The organism is Paenirhodobacter hankyongi, assembly GCF_003664585.1.
Classification (GTDB): domain Bacteria; phylum Pseudomonadota; class Alphaproteobacteria; order Rhodobacterales; family Rhodobacteraceae; genus Rhodobacter; species Rhodobacter hankyongi.
Genome location: NZ_RCHI01000006.1, coordinates 220,023 through 237,871 on the forward strand (window position 1 = coordinate 220,023; position 17,849 = coordinate 237,871).

At 67.9% G+C, this 17,849-nt stretch carries 19 protein-coding genes; 14 read left to right on the forward strand and 5 right to left on the reverse strand.

All coding sequences use genetic code 11. The annotated features are described in order from the left end of the window. Positions 1-118 precede the first annotated feature (118 nt). A complete protein-coding gene (locus DYS74_RS08815; RefSeq protein WP_121532934.1) occupies positions 119-718 on the forward strand; it encodes an HNH endonuclease in 600 nt (199 codons plus the stop codon). A 16-nt stretch (positions 719-734) separates the two neighbouring features. Here the strand turns inward: DYS74_RS08815 and DYS74_RS18655 are convergent, their stop codons facing one another. Then, entirely contained in the window at positions 735-902 is a 168-nt protein-coding gene (locus DYS74_RS18655; protein WP_183077489.1) for a hypothetical protein, read from the reverse strand. Between the two features lie 142 nt (positions 903-1,044). Here DYS74_RS18655 and DYS74_RS08820 point away from each other — a divergent pair, with 142 nt between their 5' ends. Further along, entirely contained in the window at positions 1,045-2,142 is a 1,098-nt protein-coding gene (locus tag DYS74_RS08820) for a PA0069 family radical SAM protein (protein WP_121532936.1), read from the forward strand. Here the strand turns inward: DYS74_RS08820 and DYS74_RS08825 are convergent. Further along, entirely contained in the window at positions 2,139-3,095 is a 957-nt protein-coding gene (locus DYS74_RS08825) for a homocysteine S-methyltransferase family protein (protein WP_121532938.1), read from the reverse strand. The genes DYS74_RS08820 and DYS74_RS08825 overlap by 4 nt on opposite strands. Positions 3,096-3,223: 128 nt before the next feature. Further along, entirely contained in the window at positions 3,224-3,535 is a 312-nt protein-coding gene (locus tag DYS74_RS08830; protein ID WP_121532940.1) for a DUF1476 domain-containing protein, read from the reverse strand. A gap of 273 nt (positions 3,536-3,808) precedes the next feature. Here DYS74_RS08830 and purC point away from each other — a divergent pair, with 273 nt between their 5' ends. The 6 genes from purC (at position 3,809) to DYS74_RS08860 (ending at position 12,132) form a co-directional block, all read left to right on the forward strand. After that, positions 3,809-4,570 (forward strand): phosphoribosylaminoimidazolesuccinocarboxamide synthase, encoded by a 762-nt coding sequence (purC, locus tag DYS74_RS08835; RefSeq protein WP_121532942.1) that lies wholly within the window; start codon positions 3,809-3,811, stop codon positions 4,568-4,570. 12 nt (positions 4,571-4,582) lie between these two features. Then, positions 4,583-4,822, forward strand: coding sequence for a phosphoribosylformylglycinamidine synthase subunit PurS (gene purS, locus DYS74_RS08840; protein WP_121532944.1), 240 nt, complete (start codon positions 4,583-4,585; stop codon positions 4,820-4,822). Positions 4,823-4,897: 75 nt separating this feature from the next. Further along, a complete protein-coding gene (gene purQ / locus DYS74_RS08845) occupies positions 4,898-5,566 on the forward strand; it encodes a phosphoribosylformylglycinamidine synthase subunit PurQ (protein WP_121532946.1) in 669 nt (222 codons plus the stop codon). Positions 5,567-5,627: 61 nt separating this feature from the next. Further along, on the forward strand, positions 5,628-7,409 hold the full coding sequence (locus tag DYS74_RS08850; protein ID WP_121532948.1) for a sensor histidine kinase: 1,782 nt from the start codon (positions 5,628-5,630) through the stop codon (positions 7,407-7,409). A 3-nt stretch (positions 7,410-7,412) separates the two neighbouring features. Beyond that, entirely contained in the window at positions 7,413-8,744 is a 1,332-nt protein-coding gene (locus DYS74_RS08855; RefSeq protein WP_121532950.1) for a sigma-54-dependent transcriptional regulator, read from the forward strand. 553 nt (positions 8,745-9,297) lie between these two features. After that, positions 9,298-12,132 carry a ribonuclease E/G gene (locus DYS74_RS08860; RefSeq protein ID WP_121532952.1) on the forward strand — a complete coding sequence of 945 codons (2,835 nt, stop codon included), beginning with the start codon at positions 9,298-9,300 and terminating at the stop codon, positions 12,130-12,132. A 59-nt stretch (positions 12,133-12,191) separates the two neighbouring features. Here the strand turns inward: DYS74_RS08860 and DYS74_RS08865 are convergent, their stop codons facing one another. Beyond that, complete coding sequence (locus DYS74_RS08865) at positions 12,192-12,416, reverse strand: sulfurtransferase TusA family protein (protein ID WP_121532954.1); 225 nt, start codon at positions 12,414-12,416, stop codon at positions 12,192-12,194. A 91-nt stretch (positions 12,417-12,507) separates the two neighbouring features. Here DYS74_RS08865 and DYS74_RS08870 point away from each other — a divergent pair, with 91 nt between their 5' ends. After that, positions 12,508-13,251 carry a cytochrome c biogenesis CcdA family protein gene (locus DYS74_RS08870; RefSeq protein WP_121532956.1) on the forward strand — a complete coding sequence of 248 codons (744 nt, stop codon included), beginning with the start codon at positions 12,508-12,510 and terminating at the stop codon, positions 13,249-13,251. 134 nt (positions 13,252-13,385) lie between these two features. Here DYS74_RS08870 and DYS74_RS08875 read toward each other — a convergent pair whose 3' ends face one another. Continuing rightward, entirely contained in the window at positions 13,386-14,174 is a 789-nt protein-coding gene (locus DYS74_RS08875; protein WP_121532958.1) for an enoyl-CoA hydratase, read from the reverse strand. A 53-nt stretch (positions 14,175-14,227) separates the two neighbouring features. Here DYS74_RS08875 and DYS74_RS08880 point away from each other — a divergent pair, with 53 nt between their 5' ends. From DYS74_RS08880 to pssA, 5 genes are all read left to right on the forward strand, one after another. After that, positions 14,228-14,647, forward strand: coding sequence for a PaaI family thioesterase (locus DYS74_RS08880; RefSeq protein ID WP_121532960.1), 420 nt, complete (start codon positions 14,228-14,230; stop codon positions 14,645-14,647). A gap of 149 nt (positions 14,648-14,796) precedes the next feature. Then, positions 14,797-15,258 carry a 50S ribosomal protein L13 gene (rplM, locus tag DYS74_RS08885; protein ID WP_113899086.1) on the forward strand — a complete coding sequence of 154 codons (462 nt, stop codon included), beginning with the start codon at positions 14,797-14,799 and terminating at the stop codon, positions 15,256-15,258. Positions 15,259-15,260: 2 nt separating this feature from the next. After that, positions 15,261-15,752 (forward strand): 30S ribosomal protein S9, encoded by a 492-nt coding sequence (rpsI, locus tag DYS74_RS08890; RefSeq protein ID WP_121532962.1) that lies wholly within the window; start codon positions 15,261-15,263, stop codon positions 15,750-15,752. 136 nt (positions 15,753-15,888) lie between these two features. Further along, positions 15,889-16,605 (forward strand): phosphatidylserine decarboxylase, encoded by a 717-nt coding sequence (locus DYS74_RS08895; RefSeq protein WP_342769155.1) that lies wholly within the window; start codon positions 15,889-15,891, stop codon positions 16,603-16,605. A 1-nt stretch (position 16,606) separates the two neighbouring features. Continuing rightward, on the forward strand, positions 16,607-17,338 hold the full coding sequence (pssA, locus tag DYS74_RS08900; RefSeq protein ID WP_121532966.1) for a CDP-diacylglycerol--serine O-phosphatidyltransferase: 732 nt from the start codon (positions 16,607-16,609) through the stop codon (positions 17,336-17,338). Positions 17,339-17,849: the final 511 nt, after the last annotated feature.

Below are 17,849 nucleotides of genomic sequence, written 5' to 3' on the forward strand. Positions count from 1 at the left end.
CGAGGTCGCAGATCGCGATGCTTGCCAGACTCGGAACGCCATATATAGTTGAGGTATGGCAGGGGCGGGGCTCCCCGCCCCGGTGCCGGATCGGCGACAGGGCGGAAGTGGGGTGCGCATGCTGGACCATGGAGACAGGTCGGATTTCCGAACGCAATTCGTGCGCGAGCCATCGGCGCTGCGCCATTATCCGGCGCTGGTGCTGAACGCCGATTTCCGGCCGCTCAGCTATTACCCGCTGTCGCTCTGGCCCTGGCAGGAGACGATCAAGGCGGTCTGCCTCGACCGGGTCGCGATCCTCGCCGAATATGACGAGGTGGTGCGCTCGCAAAGAGAGGCGATACGCATCCCCTCGGTGGTCGTGCTGAAAGAATATGTCCGTCCCCAGAAGCGCGTGGCTTTCACGCGCTTCAATCTTTTTCTGCGGGACGGTTTTTGCTGCCAGTATTGCGGTTCGAAGGGGGATCTGACCTTCGACCATGTCGTGCCGCGCTCGAAGGGGGGCGTGACGAGCTGGGAGAATGTCGTCGCGGCCTGTGCGCCGTGCAACCTGAAGAAGGCGAACAAGCCGCTGCGCGCCTCGGGGTTGCGGCTGAAGCGGGTTCCGCGGGCGCCGACGCCCGCAGAGATGCACGAGGCCGGGCGGCGCTTCCCGCCGGGGCACCTGCACGACAGCTGGATCGACTTTCTCTATTGGGATGCCGAGCTCGACGAATGAGACGGCCCGGCCCGGGCTATTCGACCCGGGCGAGCAGCCGCGCCAGTGCCGCCGCGCCCAGAAGCGCGATGGCCAGAGCCGCAAGCGGCACCCCCGCCTTCGCGGCCATCCACAGCGTCGCGCCGGCGGCCAGGATCACGGCGCAGATCAGCAACAGGAAATGGGGCAGGGGTATCGGTTCCATCGCGGGCCTCCTGCCGTTTACTATGGGCGCGCGCGAGGCAAAGGAAAAGCCCCCGGTGCACCCGCAGCATCAGATTGCGCTTCACGCTTGAGTGCGCGCGAATCGACTTGAAAACGTTCTTGTTTCGTTCCAGATTCCGCGCATGACCGAGCTGCCCCTGATCCTGCCTCCCGCCGATCCGCGCACGCGCCTCAAGGCGCGCGGCGCCGCGAGCCGCCCCGCCGGCCGGTTCGAGCCCTACGAGCGGCTGTGGGAGCCCGACGGCTGGGATCTGCCCGAGGATGAGGTGCTGTTGCGCACCGAGGTCAGCATCGAGCATCCGCGCAGCATCATCACCCGCAACGACAGCCCCGATCTGGCCTTCGACCGCTCGATCAACCCCTATCGGGGCTGCGAGCATGGCTGCATCTATTGCTTCGCGCGGCCTTCGCACGGCTATCTGGGCTTGTCGGCGGGGCTCGATTTCGAGACCCGGCTGGTGGCCAAGCCCGAGGCGCCCGCGGTGCTCGAGCGAGAGCTGCGGCGCAAGGGCTATCAGGTGGCGCCGATCGCCATCGGCACCTCGACCGACCCCTATCAGCCGATCGAGTCGAAGATGGGGGTGATGCGCGGTCTGCTCGAGGTGCTTGATGCCTTCAACCACCCGGTGGCGATCACCACCCGCGGCGCGGGCATCCTGCGCGATCTCGACCTTCTGGCCGGCATGGCAGAGCGCGGCCTGGTGCATGTGGGCGTCAGCCTGACCACGCTCGACGACGAGCTGGCGCGCAAGATGGAGCCGCGCGCGCCCGCGCCGCGCACCCGGCTGCGGATGATGCGCGAGCTGTCGCGTGCCGGGGTGCCGGTGCGGGTGATGGCGGCGCCGATCATCCCGGGGCTGACCGATCACGCGCTCGAGGCGATCCTGACCGAGGCGCGGCGGGCGGGGGCGCAGGCGGCAGCGATGATCCCCTTGCGCCTGCCCAACGAGGTGGCACCGCTCTTTGCCGACTGGCTGCAGCGCCAGTATCCGGCGCGGGCCGAGCGGGTGCTGAACGCGATCGCGGCCTTCCGCGGCGGGCGGCTGAACGACCCGCGCTTCGGCAGCCGGATGACCGGCGAAGGCACCGAGGCCGAGCTGCTGGCGCAGCGCTATGCGCTCTCGTGTCGCCGGCTCGGGTTCGACCGGCCGCTTCCCGCGCTCGATGTCACGCGTTTTGCGCCGCCGCCGCGGGCGGGCGATCAGCTCGAGCTGTTCTAGGCGCGGCGCGCGGCAGTGATCGGCTGGGCCGCGCCAAGCCGCGCGGTGATCTCGTCATGCGTCGGGCGCGCGTCGCGGGCGGTGGTTTCCAGCGCCTCGCGCATCGCCCCGAGATGCGCCGCCGTCAGCCCGGCACCGCCGCCGATGATCCGCGCGCCCGCGTCTCGCGCGAGTCGGGCGAATTCCGCCATCCGCCGCGGATCGCTTTCGGTGCCGTCCTCGGTCAGCGCATCGGCCTGCGCATCGGCCTGGGCAATCAGCGGGTGTTCGACGCCCGCCGCGCAAAGGGTGAGCAGCGTGTGCAGCAGCCGCGCCGGCCCCGGCCCTTCGGCGCCAAGCGCCTCGGGCTGCGGCGCCAGCGCGCCGGCCTGCGCCGCGAAGGGGGCGGGGGCAAGGCCCATCAGCGTGCGCCCGGCACTGTCGAAGCGCATCGTGCCGCACCAGCTGAGTCCGGCGCGCTGCGCAGCCTCGGCCGCCGCCGCCAGTTCCTCGAGCGCGGCGAACCCGCCCAGCCACAGCACGCTGGCGCCGCCGTCGCGCAATGCCTCGGCCTGTTCGTGGAAGATCTCGACGGCGAGCGCGTGGCGCAGCGTGCCCATCGGCGCGAAGATCTCGCCCGTCGGCCCGATCGCGCCGGCGACGACTACCCGACGCTCGCTGCGCTCGGCGGCCTCCTGCGCGATCTCGGCCGCCATGCGGCTGAGCACCGCCGCGCGGGCCTGAGCGCCGTGGGGGCGCAGCCGCGAGGCATTGGCGCCGGCCGAGTTCGTGCGGATCAGGTCGGCGCCCGCGTCGATCGCGGCCTTTGCCACCGCCTGGATCCGGGCGGGGGCGGCGAAGGCCGCGGGCGCGCCGCGCTCGAGCGCGAGGCCTGCGGGGCCGCGCTCGGGCAGGCCGTCGGTCAGCAGCACATCGCGCGCGGCAAGCAGGCGGGCGAGGGTCTCGGCAGGCATGGTGTCACTTCCTGTGCGGCGCGGAGGCCCGACCTTGCGGGGCAGGGGACACGGGCGCGGATGTGAAAAACCCTCCGGCAGCTGCGCCGGAGGGCGTCTTGCGCAATCGACGGAGCCTCGGCTCCGGATCAGCCCTCGGCGATCTGCTTCGCGGCGGCGGCGAGCGCCTCGGCGAGTTTCGCCCGCACCGTCGCCTCGTCGGCGCGCGGGCCGAGGTCAGCCACCAGCTTGCGCACCACGTCTTCCTTGCCGGCCTCGAAGAAGTCGGCGGTCAGCAGCGAGGTGACATAGGCATCGGCCTCCTCGTCGGCCTTGCCCATCATCTCGGCGGCCCAGAGTGCGACCATCTTCACCGCGCGTGCGCCCTCGCGGAAGCGCTTGTCGGTGTCATGGGCGAACTTGGATTCATATGCCTGTTCGCGGTCGTCAAAGGTGGTCATGGCCGTGTCCCCCCGGGAAATTGGTTGCCCTTAGGTTGACATATGCCCGCCTCGGCGGGCCACTTCAAGGGTGCAGATCGGCGCAGCGCGACCGCTAGCGCTAATGCTGCGCACGCGAATGTTGGCGGCCAAAACCGCAAGGCCGCGCGCCTTTGCCTTGCGGCGCCGCAAGCCTTGTCCTATAGGGGCCCAAAGGGCCCTGCGCCCGTTCGCCCGGTGCGGGCCCAGGGGAGCTGCCCCCGGGGCAGCCGGGCCGCAGAAGGAACCATGCCCATGTCACCGCGCCGCAAGAAGATCTACGAAGGCAAAGCGAAGATCCTGTATGAAGGCCCGGAGCCGGGCACGCTCGTGCAGTACTTCAAGGATGACGCCACCGCCTTCAACGCGCAGAAGAAAGCGACGATCGAGGGCAAGGGCGTGCTGAACAACCGCCTGTGCGAGTTCTTCATGCAGGGGCTGACCAACATCGGCATCCCGAACCACTTCATCCGCCGCCTGAACATGCGCGAGCAGCTGATCCGCCAGGTCGAGATCATCCCGCTCGAGGTGATCGTGCGCAACTTCGCCGCCGGCTCGATCGCGAAACGTCTGGGCATGGAAGAGGGCACCGCCCTGCCGCGCCCGATCGTCGAATACAGCTACAAGAACGACGCGCTCGGCGACCCGCTGGTCCCCGAGGAATACATCGTCGCCTTCGGCTGGGCGAACCAGCAGGATCTTGACGATATCGTCTCGCTTGCGCTGCGGGTGAACGACTTCCTCGCCGGCGTGTTCTATGGCGTCGGCATCAAGCTCGTCGATTTCAAGATCGAGATCGGCCGGGTCTGGGATGGCGATTTCATGCGCCTGGTCGTCGCCGACGAGATCTCGCCCGACAGCTGCCGGCTGTGGGACGTGAAGACCGGCGCGCATCTCGACAAGGACGTGTTCCGCCGCGATCTGGGCAGCCTGACGGATGCCTATACCGAGGTGGCGAAGCGTCTTGGCGTGCTGCCGACCAATCCCGAGCCGATGAAGCCCACCCTGATCAACTGAGGAGCGCCCGCGATGAAGGCCCGTGTTCATGTCATGCTGAAGGATGGGGTGCTCGACCCGCAGGGCGAGGCCGTGCGTGCCGCGCTTGGCCACATGGGCTTCTCGGGGGTCGCGGCCGTGCGTCAGGGCAAGGTGATCGAGCTCGATCTCGCCGCGACCGACACGGCCGCGGCGGAAGCCGAGGTCAAGGCGATGTGCGAGAAGCTGCTCGCCAACACCGTGATCGAGAAATACACCGTCGAGATCGCCTGATCCCCGGCGGGCGGGGGCGCTGCCCCCGCACCCCCGAGGTATTTTGGGCAAGATGAAAGCAGGAGTGCCCCCGCGATGAAAGCCGCCGTCATCACCTTTCCCGGGTCGAACTGCGACCGTGACCTCTTTGACGCCTTTGCCAAGGCGGGCGACGAGGTGGTGAAGGTCTGGCACAAGGAGACCGAGCTGCCTGCGGGGATCGACGTCATCGGCATTCCGGGCGGGTTTTCCTTCGGCGACTACCTGCGCTGCGGCGCGATCGCCTCGCGCTCGCCGATCGGGCAGGCGGTGGTCGATTTCGCGCAGCGCGGCGGTTATGTGCTGGGCGTCTGCAACGGCTTCCAGGTGCTGACCGAGATGGGGCTGCTGCCGGGCGCGCTGATGCGCAACGCCGGGCTCAAGTTCATCTCGAAGCCCGTTGCGCTGACGGTGACCACGGCGGACAGCGCCTTCACCTCGGGCTATGACAAGGGGCAGGAGATCCTGATCCCGATCGCCCATGCCGAGGGCAATTACCAGATCGACGCCGAGGGGCTGAAGCAGCTTCAGGGCGAGGATCGCGTGGCTTTCCGCTATGTCGAGAACCCGAATGGCGCGACCGACGACATCGCCGGCGTGCTGAGCGCGAACCGCCGGGTGCTGGGCATGATGCCGCACCCCGAGCGGGTGGTGGAGCCCGCGCAGGGCGGCACCGACGGGGCGGCGCTTTTCCGCGCGTTGAGCTCGGGGATGGCGGCGGCGTGATCGCCCCCGCCTTGTTGGCCCGGCGCCTTCGGCCTAGATTGGCGCCATGCCCGCAAGACGCATGAGCACAGATCAGACGAGCCCCCCCGAGCCCGACCGGCGCGGAAGACGCCGATTTGTCAGCCGCATTGCCGCTGTCGGTGTGGTCATCGTCGCGGTGGCGGTGATCTGGTCGACCAACGCCTGGCTGACCGAGCGCTTCACCGAGACGACACGGGTGCGCACCGAGCTGCGTCTGGCGCTTTACTCCGGCAACATCCTGTCCGAGCTGCAGCGCACCTCGGTGGTGCCGCTGCTGCTGGCGCGCGATCCGGTGCTGACCAATGCGCTCGAGACCGGGGATTTCTCGAAAAGTTCGGCGCAGCTGATCTCGGCGCGCGAGGATATCGCGGCGGCCTCGATCCGGCTTCTCGACATGAGCGGGCGGGTGGTGGCGGCGACGAACCGCAACCTGCTGGGCACCTCCTATGCGAGCGAGCCGTTCTTCGTCGAGGCGCAGCGCTCGCGCGAGACGATCTTCACCGCGGCCTCTGCCGCGACCGGAGCGACGGAGTTCGACTATTCCCGCGCGCTGGTCGCCGATGGCAAGGCGATCGGGGTGATCGTCGTCGAGGCCGAGCTGTCGAAGTTCGAGCGCTCCTGGGCGGGGATCTCGGACGCGGTCGCGGTGACCGACAGCGAGGGGCGGATCATCCTGACGACCGAGCCGAAATGGCGCGGGCTGACGGTGGCCGAGGCGCTGTCGGCGCGCTCGGCCCCGACCGCGATCGAGCGCGCGCTGCAGGTCACCGCCGATTGGGCGAACGAACCGCCCGACGCCTATCTCAAGGGCCAGGCGGTGATGCGCACCGAGACCCGCATCCCCTTCCGCGGCTGGCGGATGATCGCCTTCACCAGCTACGAATCGGTGCGCGAGAAGGTGAATGCCGTCCTCGCGATGGAGATCATGGGCTTTGCGATCCTGCTCGCCGCCGGGTTCTACGTGCTGTCGCGGCGCGCACGGGTGCAATCGCTCGCCTATCGCCGCGAATCGGCCGATCTGCGGGCGCTGAACGCACGGCTGAGCCGCGAGATCGCCGAGCGCGAGAAGGTGCAGAAGGATCTGGCCGTCGCCGAGCAGACGCTGGCGCAATCCTCGAAGCTCGCGGCGCTTGGCGAGATGTCGGCCGCGGTCAGCCACGAGCTGAACCAGCCGCTTGCCGCGATGAAGACCTATCTTGCCGGCGCGCGGCTGTTGCTTCAGCGCGCCCGCACCGAAGAGGCGCTGAGCTCGTTCCAGCGCATCGACGACCTGATCGAGCGGATGGGCGCGATCACCCGGCAGCTGAAATCCTATGCCCGCAAGGGCGGCGAGGCCTTCGAGCCGGTCGATCTGCGCGCCGCGATCAGCTCGGCGCTCGCGATGATGGAGCCGCAGCTGAAGGCGCGCACGGTGCGCATCACCCGGGTGTTGCCGCGCGAGCCGGTGATGGTGATGGCCGACCGGATCCGCCTTGAACAGGTGATCATCAACCTTCTGCGCAACGCGCTTGATGCGACCAAGGGGCGGGCGGAGCCGGCGATCGAGCTGATCCTCGCCACCGGCGAGACGGCGGTGCTGGGCGTGCGCGACAACGGGCCCGGGATCTCGGATCTGCAAAAGCTGTTCGAGCCGTTCTGGACGACGAAGAAACCGGGGGAGGGGACGGGGCTGGGCCTTGCGATCTCTTCCTCGATTGTCAGCGATTTCGGCGGTCGGCTGACCGCACATAATGCCGAGGAAGGGGGCGCGGTCTTCGAGATGCAGCTGCCGCTGATCTCGGAGGACACGACGGCGCCCAGGGGCGCAAAGGCAGCGGAGTAGCACATGGCACGGATGATGAAGGTGGCGATCGTCGACGACGAGGAAGACATGCGCCAGTCGGTGAGCCAGTGGCTGGCGCTCTCGGGCTTCGACACGGAGACCTATGCGAGCGCCGAGGAGGCGCTGAAGGTGATCGGCACGGACTGGCCGGGGGTGGTGATCTCCGACATCCGGATGCCGGGGATGGACGGGATGGCGTTTCTCAAGCGCCTGATGGGGATCGACAGCGGGCTGCCGGTGATCATGATCACCGGCCATGGCGACGTGCCGATGGCGGTCGAGGCGATGCGGCTTGGCGCCATGGACTTCATGGAGAAGCCCTTCAACCCAGACCGGATGACCGAGCTTGCCAAACGCGCGACGCAGGCGCGGCGGATGACGCTCGACAATCGCGCCTTGCGCCGCGACCTCGCCGAGGGGGCGCAGGTGATGGGCAAGCTGATCGGCACCTCGGCGGCGATGGAGCGGCTGCGCGAGGACATTCTCGACCTCAGCCAGGCCGACGGCCACGTGCTGATCGACGGCGAGACCGGCACCGGCAAGTCCCTTGTGGCGCTTGCCCTGCACGCGACCGGCCCGCGCGCGGGCAAGAAATTCGTCGTGGTCAGCTGCGCCGCCTATGCCGAGGAGGCGCTGACGGCAAAGCTCTTCGGCCCGGTCGAGGAAGGCGGCTCGCTGCCGCTCGTCGAGGAGGCGCGCGGCGGCACGCTGGTGCTCGAGGATGTCGAGGCGCTGAGCCAGTCGCTGCAGGCGCGGCTCCTGACCTTCATCAACGAGCAGGGCACGCCGGCCGAGACCCGGATCCTTGCCGTGTGCAACGCCCATGGCGAGGGCCGCACGCTCGAGGACGCGCTGCGCCCCGACCTCTATTTCCGCCTTGCCGCGCACAAGATCACCCTGCCGCCGCTGCGCGCGCGCGGCGAAGATATCCTGACCATCTTCACCCGCATGACCGAGCAATTCGCCGAGGAATACGGCTGCGACGCGCCCGAGGTCTCGGCGCAGGAGGCGGCGCAGCTCCTGCAGGCGCCCTGGCCCGGCAACGTGCGCCAGCTGATCAACGTGGCCGAACGCGCCGTGCTGCAGGCGCGTCGCGGCTCGGGCTCGATCGCCTCGCTGCTGATGGCCGACAACGAGGAGGCAGGCCCGGCGATGACCACCGAGGGCAAGCCGCTGAAGGAATATGTCGAGAACTTCGAGAAGATGCTGATCGACAACACGATGCGCCGGCACAAGGGCTCGATCTCTGCGGTGATGGATGAACTCTGCCTGCCGCGCCGCACGCTGAACGAGAAGATGGCGAAATACGGCCTGACCCGTCAGGACTACATCTGAGGGGCAGGATCTGAGGGGGCGGTGCGGCCCACGGTCCGCGCTGCCCCTTCCGCTTCCAATTGCCGCAAATATCCCGGGGGTGAGGGCGCAGCCCGAGGGGGCAGCGCCCCCTTCTTCGGCAGTCGTGGGGCGCGTGCCCCGCTCCGCCGCCCCGCGACGAAAAAGCGATTGTCATTGCCGCGGCCGCGCGGCTATTGTCGTTTCATGTCGGCGCGGCGCTGCCTCTTGGCGTTTCGCCCACGGATTTCGCTGATTTCGGGGCCAGGAAGTGCGCGATGGCGCCTTCGCGCCCGGATCAACCGATTGGCCGAAAGGCCGCTCTCTTGCCCCCAAGGCCTTGATCCGCGGGGGTTTCAATTGGGTGACGGGGCTCCCCCCCGCACTTGGGAAAGAACCGCGATGACGCGTGGACAGGACGGGCTGGTGATGACGGGCGGGCCTTTGGCCGCCGCCGCCGGCTTTTCGGTGCCCGCGCTCGCCTCAACGAAAAACCATGTCCGTGCCGCCTCTCCCCCCGGGGAGGGGCGGCCGCGGGCATGTGGAACCTGGATACATGGCAAAGAAAATGCTCATCGATGCCACCCACGCGGAGGAAACCCGCGTCGTGGTGGTGGACGGCAACAAGGTCGAGGAATTCGACTTTGAGACCATCAACAAGCGGCAGCTCGCCGGAAACATCTACCTGGCAAAAGTGACGCGGGTGGAGCCTTCGCTCCAGGCCGCTTTTGTCGATTACGGCGGCAACCGCCACGGCTTCCTGGCCTTCGCCGAAATTCACCCCGATTACTACCAGATCCCGGTCGCCGACCGTCAGGCCCTGCTCGAGGAAGAGCGCGCCTATGCCGAGGCCGAAGAGGCCGAGGAGACGAAGTCGCGTTCGCGCCGGTCGCGGTCGCGCTCGCGCAGCTCGGCCAAGGCCGAGAAGGTGGCCGAGACCGATGCGGTCGTCCGCTCCGAGGATATCCCCGGCATGGCGCTGGTCGATCTCGACACCGAGGCGGCCGAGGGCGAGGCGCTGATCGCCGCGCCGCTCGCGGCAGAGGTCGTGGCCCCCGAGGTGGAAGCGCCCGTGGCCGAAGACCTCGCGCCGGTCGCGCAGCCGGAGGAGGTCACCGAGGCCGCCGACGAGGCGGGTGACGAGGACAGCAGCGACGAGGACGGCGCCGCCTCGGCCGATGACGGCATCGAATCCGTCGCCGAGGAAGACGTCCACGAAGAGATCCACGCGCCGCGCAAGCCGCGTCCGCGCCGCTACAAGATCCAGGAAGTCATCAAGGTGCGCCAGATCATGCTGGTGCAGGTGGTGAAGGAAGAGCGCGGCAACAAGGGTGCGGCGCTGACCACCTATCTGTCGCTCGCCGGCCGCTATTGCGTGCTGATGCCGAACACCGCCCGGGGCGGTGGCATCTCGCGCAAGATCACCAATGCCGCCGACCGCAAGAAGCTGAAGGAGATCGCCTCCGAGCTCGAGGTGCCGCAGGGCGCCGGGCTGATCATCCGCACCGCGGGCGCGCAGCGCACCAAGACCGAGATCCGCCGCGACTATGAATACCTGATGCGGCTGTGGGAGCAGATCCGCGAGCTCACGCTGCGCTCGATCGCGCCGGCGCCGATCTACGAGGAAGGCGACCTGATCAAGCGCTCGATCCGCGACCTCTACTCGAAGGACATCGACGAGGTGCTGGTCGAGGGCGAGCGCGGCTATCGCGTGGCCAAGGACTTCATGAAGATGATCATGCCGTCCCACGCGAAAAGCGTCACCAACTACCGCGAGCAGCTGCCGCTCTTCGCGCGCTTCCAGGTGGAAAGCTATCTCTCCTCGATGTTCAACCCGGTCGTGCAGCTGAAATCGGGCGGCTACATCGTCATCGGCGTGACCGAGGCGCTGGTCGCCATCGACGTGAACTCGGGCCGGGCCACCAAGGAAGGCTCGATCGAGGACACGGCGCTGAAGACCAACCTCGAGGCCGCCGACGAGGTCGCCCGACAGCTGCGCCTGCGCGACCTGGCCGGTCTGATCGTCATCGACTTCATCGACATGGAAGAGCGCAAGAACAACGCCGCCGTCGAGAAGCGGATGAAGGAAAAGCTCAAGACCGACCGTGCCCGCATCCAGGTGGGCCGGATCTCGGGCTTCGGCCTGATGGAGATGAGCCGGCAGCGGCTGCGTCCGGGGATGCTGGAATCGACCACGCAGCCCTGCCCGCATTGCCACGGCACCGGGCTCATCCGCTCGGACGACAGCCTCGCGCTGCAGGTGCTGCGCGCGATCGAGGAAGAGGGCACCCGCAAGCGTTCGCGCGAAGTGCTGGTGAAATGCCCGGTCGCGGTGGCGAACTACCTGATGAACGCCAAGCGCGAGCATATCGCCGGGATCGAGGCGCGTTATGGCATGGCGGTGCGGCTCGAGGCTGACCCGACGCTGGTCAGCCCCGACTTCTCGATCGAGAAGTTCAAGACCGCGACCCGTGTCGTGCCCGACCCGATGAGCCAGGCGGTTCATGCAACCGCCGAGCTGATGGCCGAGATCGACGAGGCGGAGATCGACGAGGACGAAGATCTCGAAGAGCTCGAGGCGGAGGTCGAGACCGAGGCCGAGGCGGAGATCGAGGAGGGCGCGGCCGAGATCGGTGAGGGCGACGACCAGCCGAAGAAGAAGAAGCGCCGGCGTCGGCGGAAGAAGAAGTCTGGCGCGGGCGCAGCGGCGTCGGGCGAGGCCTCTGAGGCCGAGGACGAGGGCGAAGAGGGTGCCGAGGCGTCCGACGAGGAGGCCCCGGAAGACGATGACGAGGCCGCCGAGGACGCGGCGCGTGCTGCGGCTGCCGCGGCGCTGGCCGAGGTGAGCCTGCCCGAGGTGCCGACGCAAGCGCCGGTCGAGGCTCCGGCCGAAGCGCTGGCCGAAGTGGCGGAAACTGCTCCGGTCGAGGCGCCGGTGGCCGAGGCCGAGGTCGCCGAGGCTCCGGCCGAAGAGGCGCCGAAGAAGTTGACCCGCTCGCGCTCGAGCAGCGCGAAGTCGTCGACCTCGAAATCCGCGGCGCCGAAAACCTCGTCGTCGCGCAAGAAGACGGTGAAGGCCGAGGGCGAGGAGGGCGAGGCCGCCCCCGCGCCGAAGAAGACGAGCAGCCGCTCGCGCAAGAAGGTGGTCGAGCCGGTCGCGGACGCGGCGCCCGAGGCGGGCGCGACCGAGCCCGCGACGCCGGCCGAGACCCCGGTCGAGGCGCCCGTCGCCCCGCCGTCGGAGGCGCCTGTCGAGGCCCCGGTCGAGGCGCCCGCCGCGCCGATGATCGAGACCCCGGTCGAGGCTCCGGCCGAACTGCCGGCGGAAATGCCCGGCGAGGACGCCGCGGCCGAGACCGGACCGAAGCGCCGTGGCTGGTGGTCGGCCTGATCCGATCGCAAATGAGATGATGAACGCCGGGCCCAGTGCCCGGCGTTTTTCGCTCCGCGTCAACCCTTGCGGACGAGGTAGCGCAGCCCGGGCCTGTCCTCGGCCGAGATCAGGACGTGCCCGCCCTGGGTGCAGAAATGCGGCACGTCGATCCAGCTCGCGCCATCGGTCGCCAGCAATTCGACCACCGCGCCCGCGGGCAGGGCGGCAAGCACCTTGCGCAGGCGCAGGACGGGCAGCGGGCACAGCAGGCCCCGCGCGTCGATGGTGGTGGCGATGTCCATGCAACCGGGCTAGCCGCGGCGTGCCGATTTGTCCACGCGCTTGTGAGTGGTGCGCGGGTGACGGGCGGAGGCGGGGATGCTAAGGAGAGGCATGTTCGGAATTGACCTCATCGACGCCGCCTTCCTGCCCGCCGCGCTGGTCGCGCTGGTGGCGGGGCTCCTGTCCTTCCTCAGCCCCTGCGTGCTGCCGATCGTGCCGCCCTACCTTGCCTATATGGGCGGGGTCAGCATGGGCGATCTGCGCGAGGGGCGCGGCTCGGCCGTGCTGCCGGCGCTGTTCTTCGTGCTGGGGCTTTCGACCGTCTTCCTGCTGATGGGCTTTGCCGCCTCGGCCTTCGGCCAGTTCTTCCTGTCGAACCAGGAGCTCTTCGGCCGCATCGCAGGGGCGGTGATCATCGGGCTCGGGCTGCATTTCCTTGGCCTTTACCGGATCCCGATCCTCGACCGCGAGGCGCGGCTCGACGCGGGCGAGCAGGGCGGCTCGAGTCTCGGCGCCTATGTGCTGGGCCTTGCCTTCGCCTTCGGCTGGACCCCCTGCATCGGGCCGCAGCTGGGCGCGATCCTGTCGATCGCGGCACAGGGCGGCGATCTTGCACGCGGCACCGGGCTGCTTGCGGTCTATGCGGCGGGGCTGGGCATTCCCTTCCTGCTGGCCGCGATCTTCATCCAGCGCGCAATCGGGGTGATGAACCGGATCAAGCGCCATATGGGGCTGATCGAGAAGGGCATGGGCGCGCTTCTGGTGATCGTCGGGCTCTTGCTGCTGACGAATGCCTTCTCGGCAATCAGCTTCTGGCTTCTGGAAACCTTCCCGGGGCTTGCGCAGCTGGGCTGAGGCGGAAAGGACGTCGTCCTTTCGCGACCACGCAGGGTCTCCGCGGGAGGGGGCGCATTTTCTCCTTGCCGGAAATACCTCGGGGGTGAGGCCCGTCAGGGCCGAGGGGGCAGCGCCCCCTCGCGGCCGCGGTTTCAGACCGCCCAGTCGGGTTTGCGCTTCTCGATGAAGGCGCTGATCCCTTCCTCGGTGTCGCGCCAGAGCATGTTCTCGACCATCACGGCGGCGGTGTGTTCATAGGCTGCGGCGAGATCGAGGCTCATCTGGTCGTAGAAGGCGCGCTTGCCGATCTTCACCGCCGCGCCGAGCTTGGCGGCGAGGGTTTCGGCCAGGCGTCCGGTTTCGGCCGCGAGCGCCTCGTGCGGGGCGATGCGGTTGATCAGGCCGACCTCGCGGGCGCGGGGCGCGTCGATGAATTCGCCCGTCGTCAGCATCTCGAAGGCGACCTTGCGCGGCACGTTGCGCGACAGTGCCACCATCGGTGTCGAGCAGAAGAGCCCGATGTTCACCCCGTTCACGCCAAAACGCGTGCCCTCGGCGGCGACGGCGAGGTCGCAGCTGGCGACAAGCTGGCAGCCGGCGGCGGTGGCAATGCCATGCACCTCGGCGATCACCGGCTGCGGCAGCGCGGGGATCATCTGCATCACCTCGGCGCAGCGGAAGAAGAGATCGGCGAAATAGGCCCGGCCCTTGTCGGGCGCCTGCCGGCCCGCCTGCATCTCCTTCAGGTCATGGCCGGCGCAGAAGGCCTTGCCGGCGCCTTTCAGCACCACGACCTTGACCGAGCCGTCCTCGCCCAGCTCGGTGAAGCGCGCCTTCAGCGCGGCGAGCATCGCGTCCGACAATGCGTTCAGGCTGCCCGGGGCGTTCATCGTCAGATGCGCGACGACGCCACGTCGCTCGAGTTCTACGAGATCCGTCATTGAAATTCCTCCCTGTCGGGAAAACTCTAGGGAGGGAGATCCGGGGAGGAAAGATGGAAATCGCGATGGACGAGGCGCGGCTTGCCGCCTTCATGGAAGAGGAATTCCCGCAGGTTGCGGAGGATTTCGTGATCGAGAGCGTGGGCGAGGAGCTGGTCGTGCGGCTGAAGGTGGGCGAGCTGCACCTGCGCCCGGGCGGCACGGTCTCGGGGCCGACGATGTTCGCGCTCGCCGATGTCTCGGTCTGGCTCGCGATCCTGAGCCGGATCGGACCGGTGGCGCTTGCCGTCACCACCGGCGCTTCGATCGACTTCATGCGCAAGCCCGCGGCGGGGCGTGACCTGATCGCGCGGGCGCGGCTTCTGAAGCTTGGCCGGGTGCTCGCTGTGGGGGATGTGCTGATCTTCTCGGAAGGGGAGGCGGCGCCCGTTGCGCGGTCGTCGATGACCTATTCGATCCCGCCGAAGGGGTGACTCGCGGCGATTTTGTGGGGTATCTTGATACCAATTTTTTAAGCCACTGATTTCGCGTTGAAAAATGGCGCGCAGTGGGCTTGATTTTCGGACGCCGATCGCGCAAAAGCCGGCATCCGAATTCCACAACCCTTCAAAGGGCGATCGAAATGAAAACCTATACCGCGAAACCGGCGGAGATCGAGAAGAAGTGGATCCTGATCGACGCCGAGGGCGTCGTTCTGGGCCGCCTCGCCACGATCGTTGCCATGCGCCTGCGTGGCAAGCACAAGCCGACCTTCACCCCGCACATGGACATGGGCGACAACGTGATCATCATCAACGCCGACAAGGTGCAGATGACGGGCACGAAGCGTGAAGACAAGCGCTACTACTGGCACACCAACCACCCGGGCGGGATCAAGTTCCGCACCGCGCGTCAGGTGCTCGAAGGCGCTCACCCCGAGCGCGTCGTGATCAAGGCTGTCGAGCGCATGATCTCGCGCAACCGCCTTGGCCGTGCGCAGATGTCGAACCTGCGCGTCTACGCCGGCACCGAGCATCCGCATGAAGCCCAACAGCCTGAAGTTCTGGACGTCAAGGTCCTGAACAAGAAGAACACCCGGAGCTGATCATGGCCGAAGAACTCAAGTCCCTCGACGATCTGAAGTCGGCCGTGTCGGGCGTCGCCGTGGCGACCGCCGAAGCCCCGGTCACCCGCGAAGCGCAGCGCGATTCGCTGAACCGCGCCTATGCCACCGGCAAGCGCAAGGACGCGGTCGCCCGCGTCTGGGTCAAGCCCGGCTCGGGCAAGATCACCGTCAACGGCAAGGACATGGCGGTGTATTTCGCCCGTCCGGTGCTGCAGCTGATCGTGAACCAGCCGTTCGGCGTCGCTGGCGTCGAAGGCCAGTATGACGTCGTCGCGACCGTCGCCGGTGGCGGCCTCTCGGGCCAGGCCGGTGCGGTGAAGCACGGCATCTCGAAGGCGCTGCAGCTGCACGAACCGGCGCTGCGCGCGCCGCTGAAGGCCGCTGGCTTCCTGACCCGCGACTCGCGCGTCGTCGAACGCAAGAAGTACGGCAAGGCGAAAGCCCGTCGGTCCTTCCAGTTCTCGAAGCGCTGATCTTCAGACCATTGCATTCGGAAAACGCGGTCCCTCGGGGCCGCGTTTTTCATTGTGCCGCAGCGGCCGCGGGGCAGGGGACGGCCTGGCTGTTTCCATGATCCGCGCTTTGCGGTAGAAACAGGGCAAAAGAACCATAACACAAGGCAGGCGCATGTCCGTATCGATGCTTTCCACCTTCATCAAGCCGATGCACCCGGAGGGGCGGAAGTTCGTCGCCATCTTCGCCGGCATCACGCTTGTGCTGTTCCTGATCTGGGGGCCGCTCGGCTGGCTTGGCACCGGGCTGACGGTCTGGTGCTATTACTTCTTCCGCGACCCGGTGCGGGTGACGCCCGCGCGCGAGGGGCTCATGGTCTCGCCCGCCGATGGCGTGGTCTCGCTGCTCGAGCCCGCGGTGCCGCCGGCGGAACTGGGGCTTGGCGACGCGCCGATGACCCGGGTCTCGGTCTTCATGTCGGTGTTCAACTGCCATGTGAACCGGCTGCCGCTCGCCGGCCGCATCACCCGCATCGCCTATCGGCCGGGCAAGTTCCTGAATGCCTCGCTCGACAAGGCCAGCTCGGACAACGAGCGCAACGGCCTTGCGGTCGAGACTGCCGACGGGCGCCGCTATGGCGTGGTGCAGATCGCGGGCCTCGTGGCGCGGCGGATCCTGTGTGAGGTCAAGGAAGGCCAGGCGCTGATGAGCGGCGAACGATTCGGCCTGATCCGTTTCGGCTCGCGGCTTGATATCTACCTGCCCGAGGGGGTGAACCCGCTCGTCTGCATCGGTCAGACGATGATCGCCGGCGAGACGGTGATCGCCGATCTTGCCTCGGACGAGGCCGCGCGCACGGGCGGGGAGCGCTGAGATGGAGCCGCGCGAGCGCGAACAGATGCCGTTCCTGTTGCTTCTGCCCAACCTCGTGACGATCGCGGGGATGTGCCTCGGGCTCACCTCGATCCGCTACACGATGGTGGCGCAGTTCGAGACGGCCGTGGTGCTGGTGCTGCTGTCGGCGCTGATCGACGGCATGGACGGGCTGATCGCGCGGCGGCTGCGGGCGACCTCGGAATTCGGGGCCGAGCTCGACAGCCTGTCCGACTTCCTGTGCTTTGGTGTGGCGCCGGGCCTCCTGGTCTATCGCTTCGCGCTTGGCGAGGTGAATGCGATGGGCTGGGTGCTGGTGCTGGTCTTCGCCGCCGCCTGTTGCCTGCGCCTGGCGCGGTTCAACGTGATGCGCGGCGAGGATGGGGCGGGCAAGACCCATTTCACCGGAGTGCCGGCACCGGCCGGCGCGATGCTGGCGCTGCTGCCGGTCTATCTGAGCTTCTCGGGGCTCCTTGATGCGCGAGGCGCACCGATGGTCGTGGCTTTCTGGCTGGGCCTCGTGGGGGTTCTGATGATCTCGCGCCTGCCGACCTTCTCGCCCAAGGCGCTGCGGGTGCCGCGCTGGGGCGTGGGGGCCCTGCTGATGGGCACGGTGATCGGCATGGGGATGATCTTCACCCGCTTCTGGCTGCTGATGGTGATCGTCGACCTGATCTATGTCGCGATGCTGCTGCCCGGGGCGTGGAAGGTGCGCGGTCGCCTGCTGCGCTGAGCTGCGACTCGAGGGACGAATCTGGCCGGGCCTTGTGCCCGGCTTTTTCATTTTCCGGGGGGCGGGGAAGGGGCCTGCGCCGCGCGGCGGCGTGGACTCGGCGAGTCGTCAGGGGGCGATTCCGGGGGCTTCGGCCGGCGAAGTTTGCCCGTCCCCTGTGGATAAGTCGCGCATTCCATGCCAAGACTGGCCTCGCGAAATGCAGGCCGCACAAAAAACGCACAACAAAACAAGGGTTACCCGGGAAAAATGACAGTTCTGCAAAAAATCCGCTTGCGGAGGTCGGCGTGCAGCCGTAGAACGCCCCTCACCGAAGCGGAACACACCGCGACGGTCGCTGAAAGCCTCGAAACGGAAACGGATCGGCGCTGACGGTTGAAGGGATCGACAGATCAAGCCTTTGATGGCCGCGTTTGCCTTTCCGTGCTCTTTGACATTGACGGATATCTGAAGAGATATGCGGGCGGTTTGGTCGCAAGCGACGCGGACCGTAGCATATCGCTCACTAGGG

Excerpts from the sequence above, each read along its gene's own strand:
- DYS74_RS08865 (WP_121532954.1), bottom strand. The coding sequence starts at position 12,416 with ATGGACATCGCCACCACCATCGACGCGCGGGGCCTGCTGTGCCCGCTG.
- purQ (WP_121532946.1), top strand. The coding sequence starts at position 4,898 with ATGAAAGCCGCCGTCATCACCTTTCCCGGGTCGAACTGCGACCGTGAC.
- DYS74_RS08855 (WP_121532950.1), top strand. The coding sequence starts at position 7,413 with ATGGCACGGATGATGAAGGTGGCGATCGTCGACGACGAGGAAGACATG.
- DYS74_RS08825 (WP_121532938.1), bottom strand. The coding sequence starts at position 3,095 with ATGCCTGCCGAGACCCTCGCCCGCCTGCTTGCCGCGCGCGATGTGCTG.
- DYS74_RS08815 (WP_121532934.1), top strand. The coding sequence starts at position 119 with ATGCTGGACCATGGAGACAGGTCGGATTTCCGAACGCAATTCGTGCGC.
- purS (WP_121532944.1), top strand. The coding sequence starts at position 4,583 with ATGAAGGCCCGTGTTCATGTCATGCTGAAGGATGGGGTGCTCGACCCG.
- DYS74_RS08880 (WP_121532960.1), top strand. The coding sequence starts at position 14,228 with ATGGAAATCGCGATGGACGAGGCGCGGCTTGCCGCCTTCATGGAAGAG.
- DYS74_RS08875 (WP_121532958.1), bottom strand. The coding sequence starts at position 14,174 with ATGACGGATCTCGTAGAACTCGAGCGACGTGGCGTCGTCGCGCATCTG.
- DYS74_RS08820 (WP_121532936.1), top strand. The coding sequence starts at position 1,045 with ATGACCGAGCTGCCCCTGATCCTGCCTCCCGCCGATCCGCGCACGCGC.
- rpsI (WP_121532962.1), top strand. The coding sequence starts at position 15,261 with ATGGCCGAAGAACTCAAGTCCCTCGACGATCTGAAGTCGGCCGTGTCG.
- DYS74_RS08870 (WP_121532956.1), top strand. The coding sequence starts at position 12,508 with ATGTTCGGAATTGACCTCATCGACGCCGCCTTCCTGCCCGCCGCGCTG.
- DYS74_RS08850 (WP_121532948.1), top strand. The coding sequence starts at position 5,628 with ATGAGCACAGATCAGACGAGCCCCCCCGAGCCCGACCGGCGCGGAAGA.
- rplM (WP_113899086.1), top strand. The coding sequence starts at position 14,797 with ATGAAAACCTATACCGCGAAACCGGCGGAGATCGAGAAGAAGTGGATC.
- purC (WP_121532942.1), top strand. The coding sequence starts at position 3,809 with ATGTCACCGCGCCGCAAGAAGATCTACGAAGGCAAAGCGAAGATCCTG.
- DYS74_RS08860 (WP_121532952.1), top strand. The coding sequence starts at position 9,298 with ATGGCAAAGAAAATGCTCATCGATGCCACCCACGCGGAGGAAACCCGC.
- pssA (WP_121532966.1), top strand. The coding sequence starts at position 16,607 with ATGGAGCCGCGCGAGCGCGAACAGATGCCGTTCCTGTTGCTTCTGCCC.
- DYS74_RS08830 (WP_121532940.1), bottom strand. The coding sequence starts at position 3,535 with ATGACCACCTTTGACGACCGCGAACAGGCATATGAATCCAAGTTCGCC.
- DYS74_RS18655 (WP_183077489.1), bottom strand. The coding sequence starts at position 902 with ATGGAACCGATACCCCTGCCCCATTTCCTGTTGCTGATCTGCGCCGTG.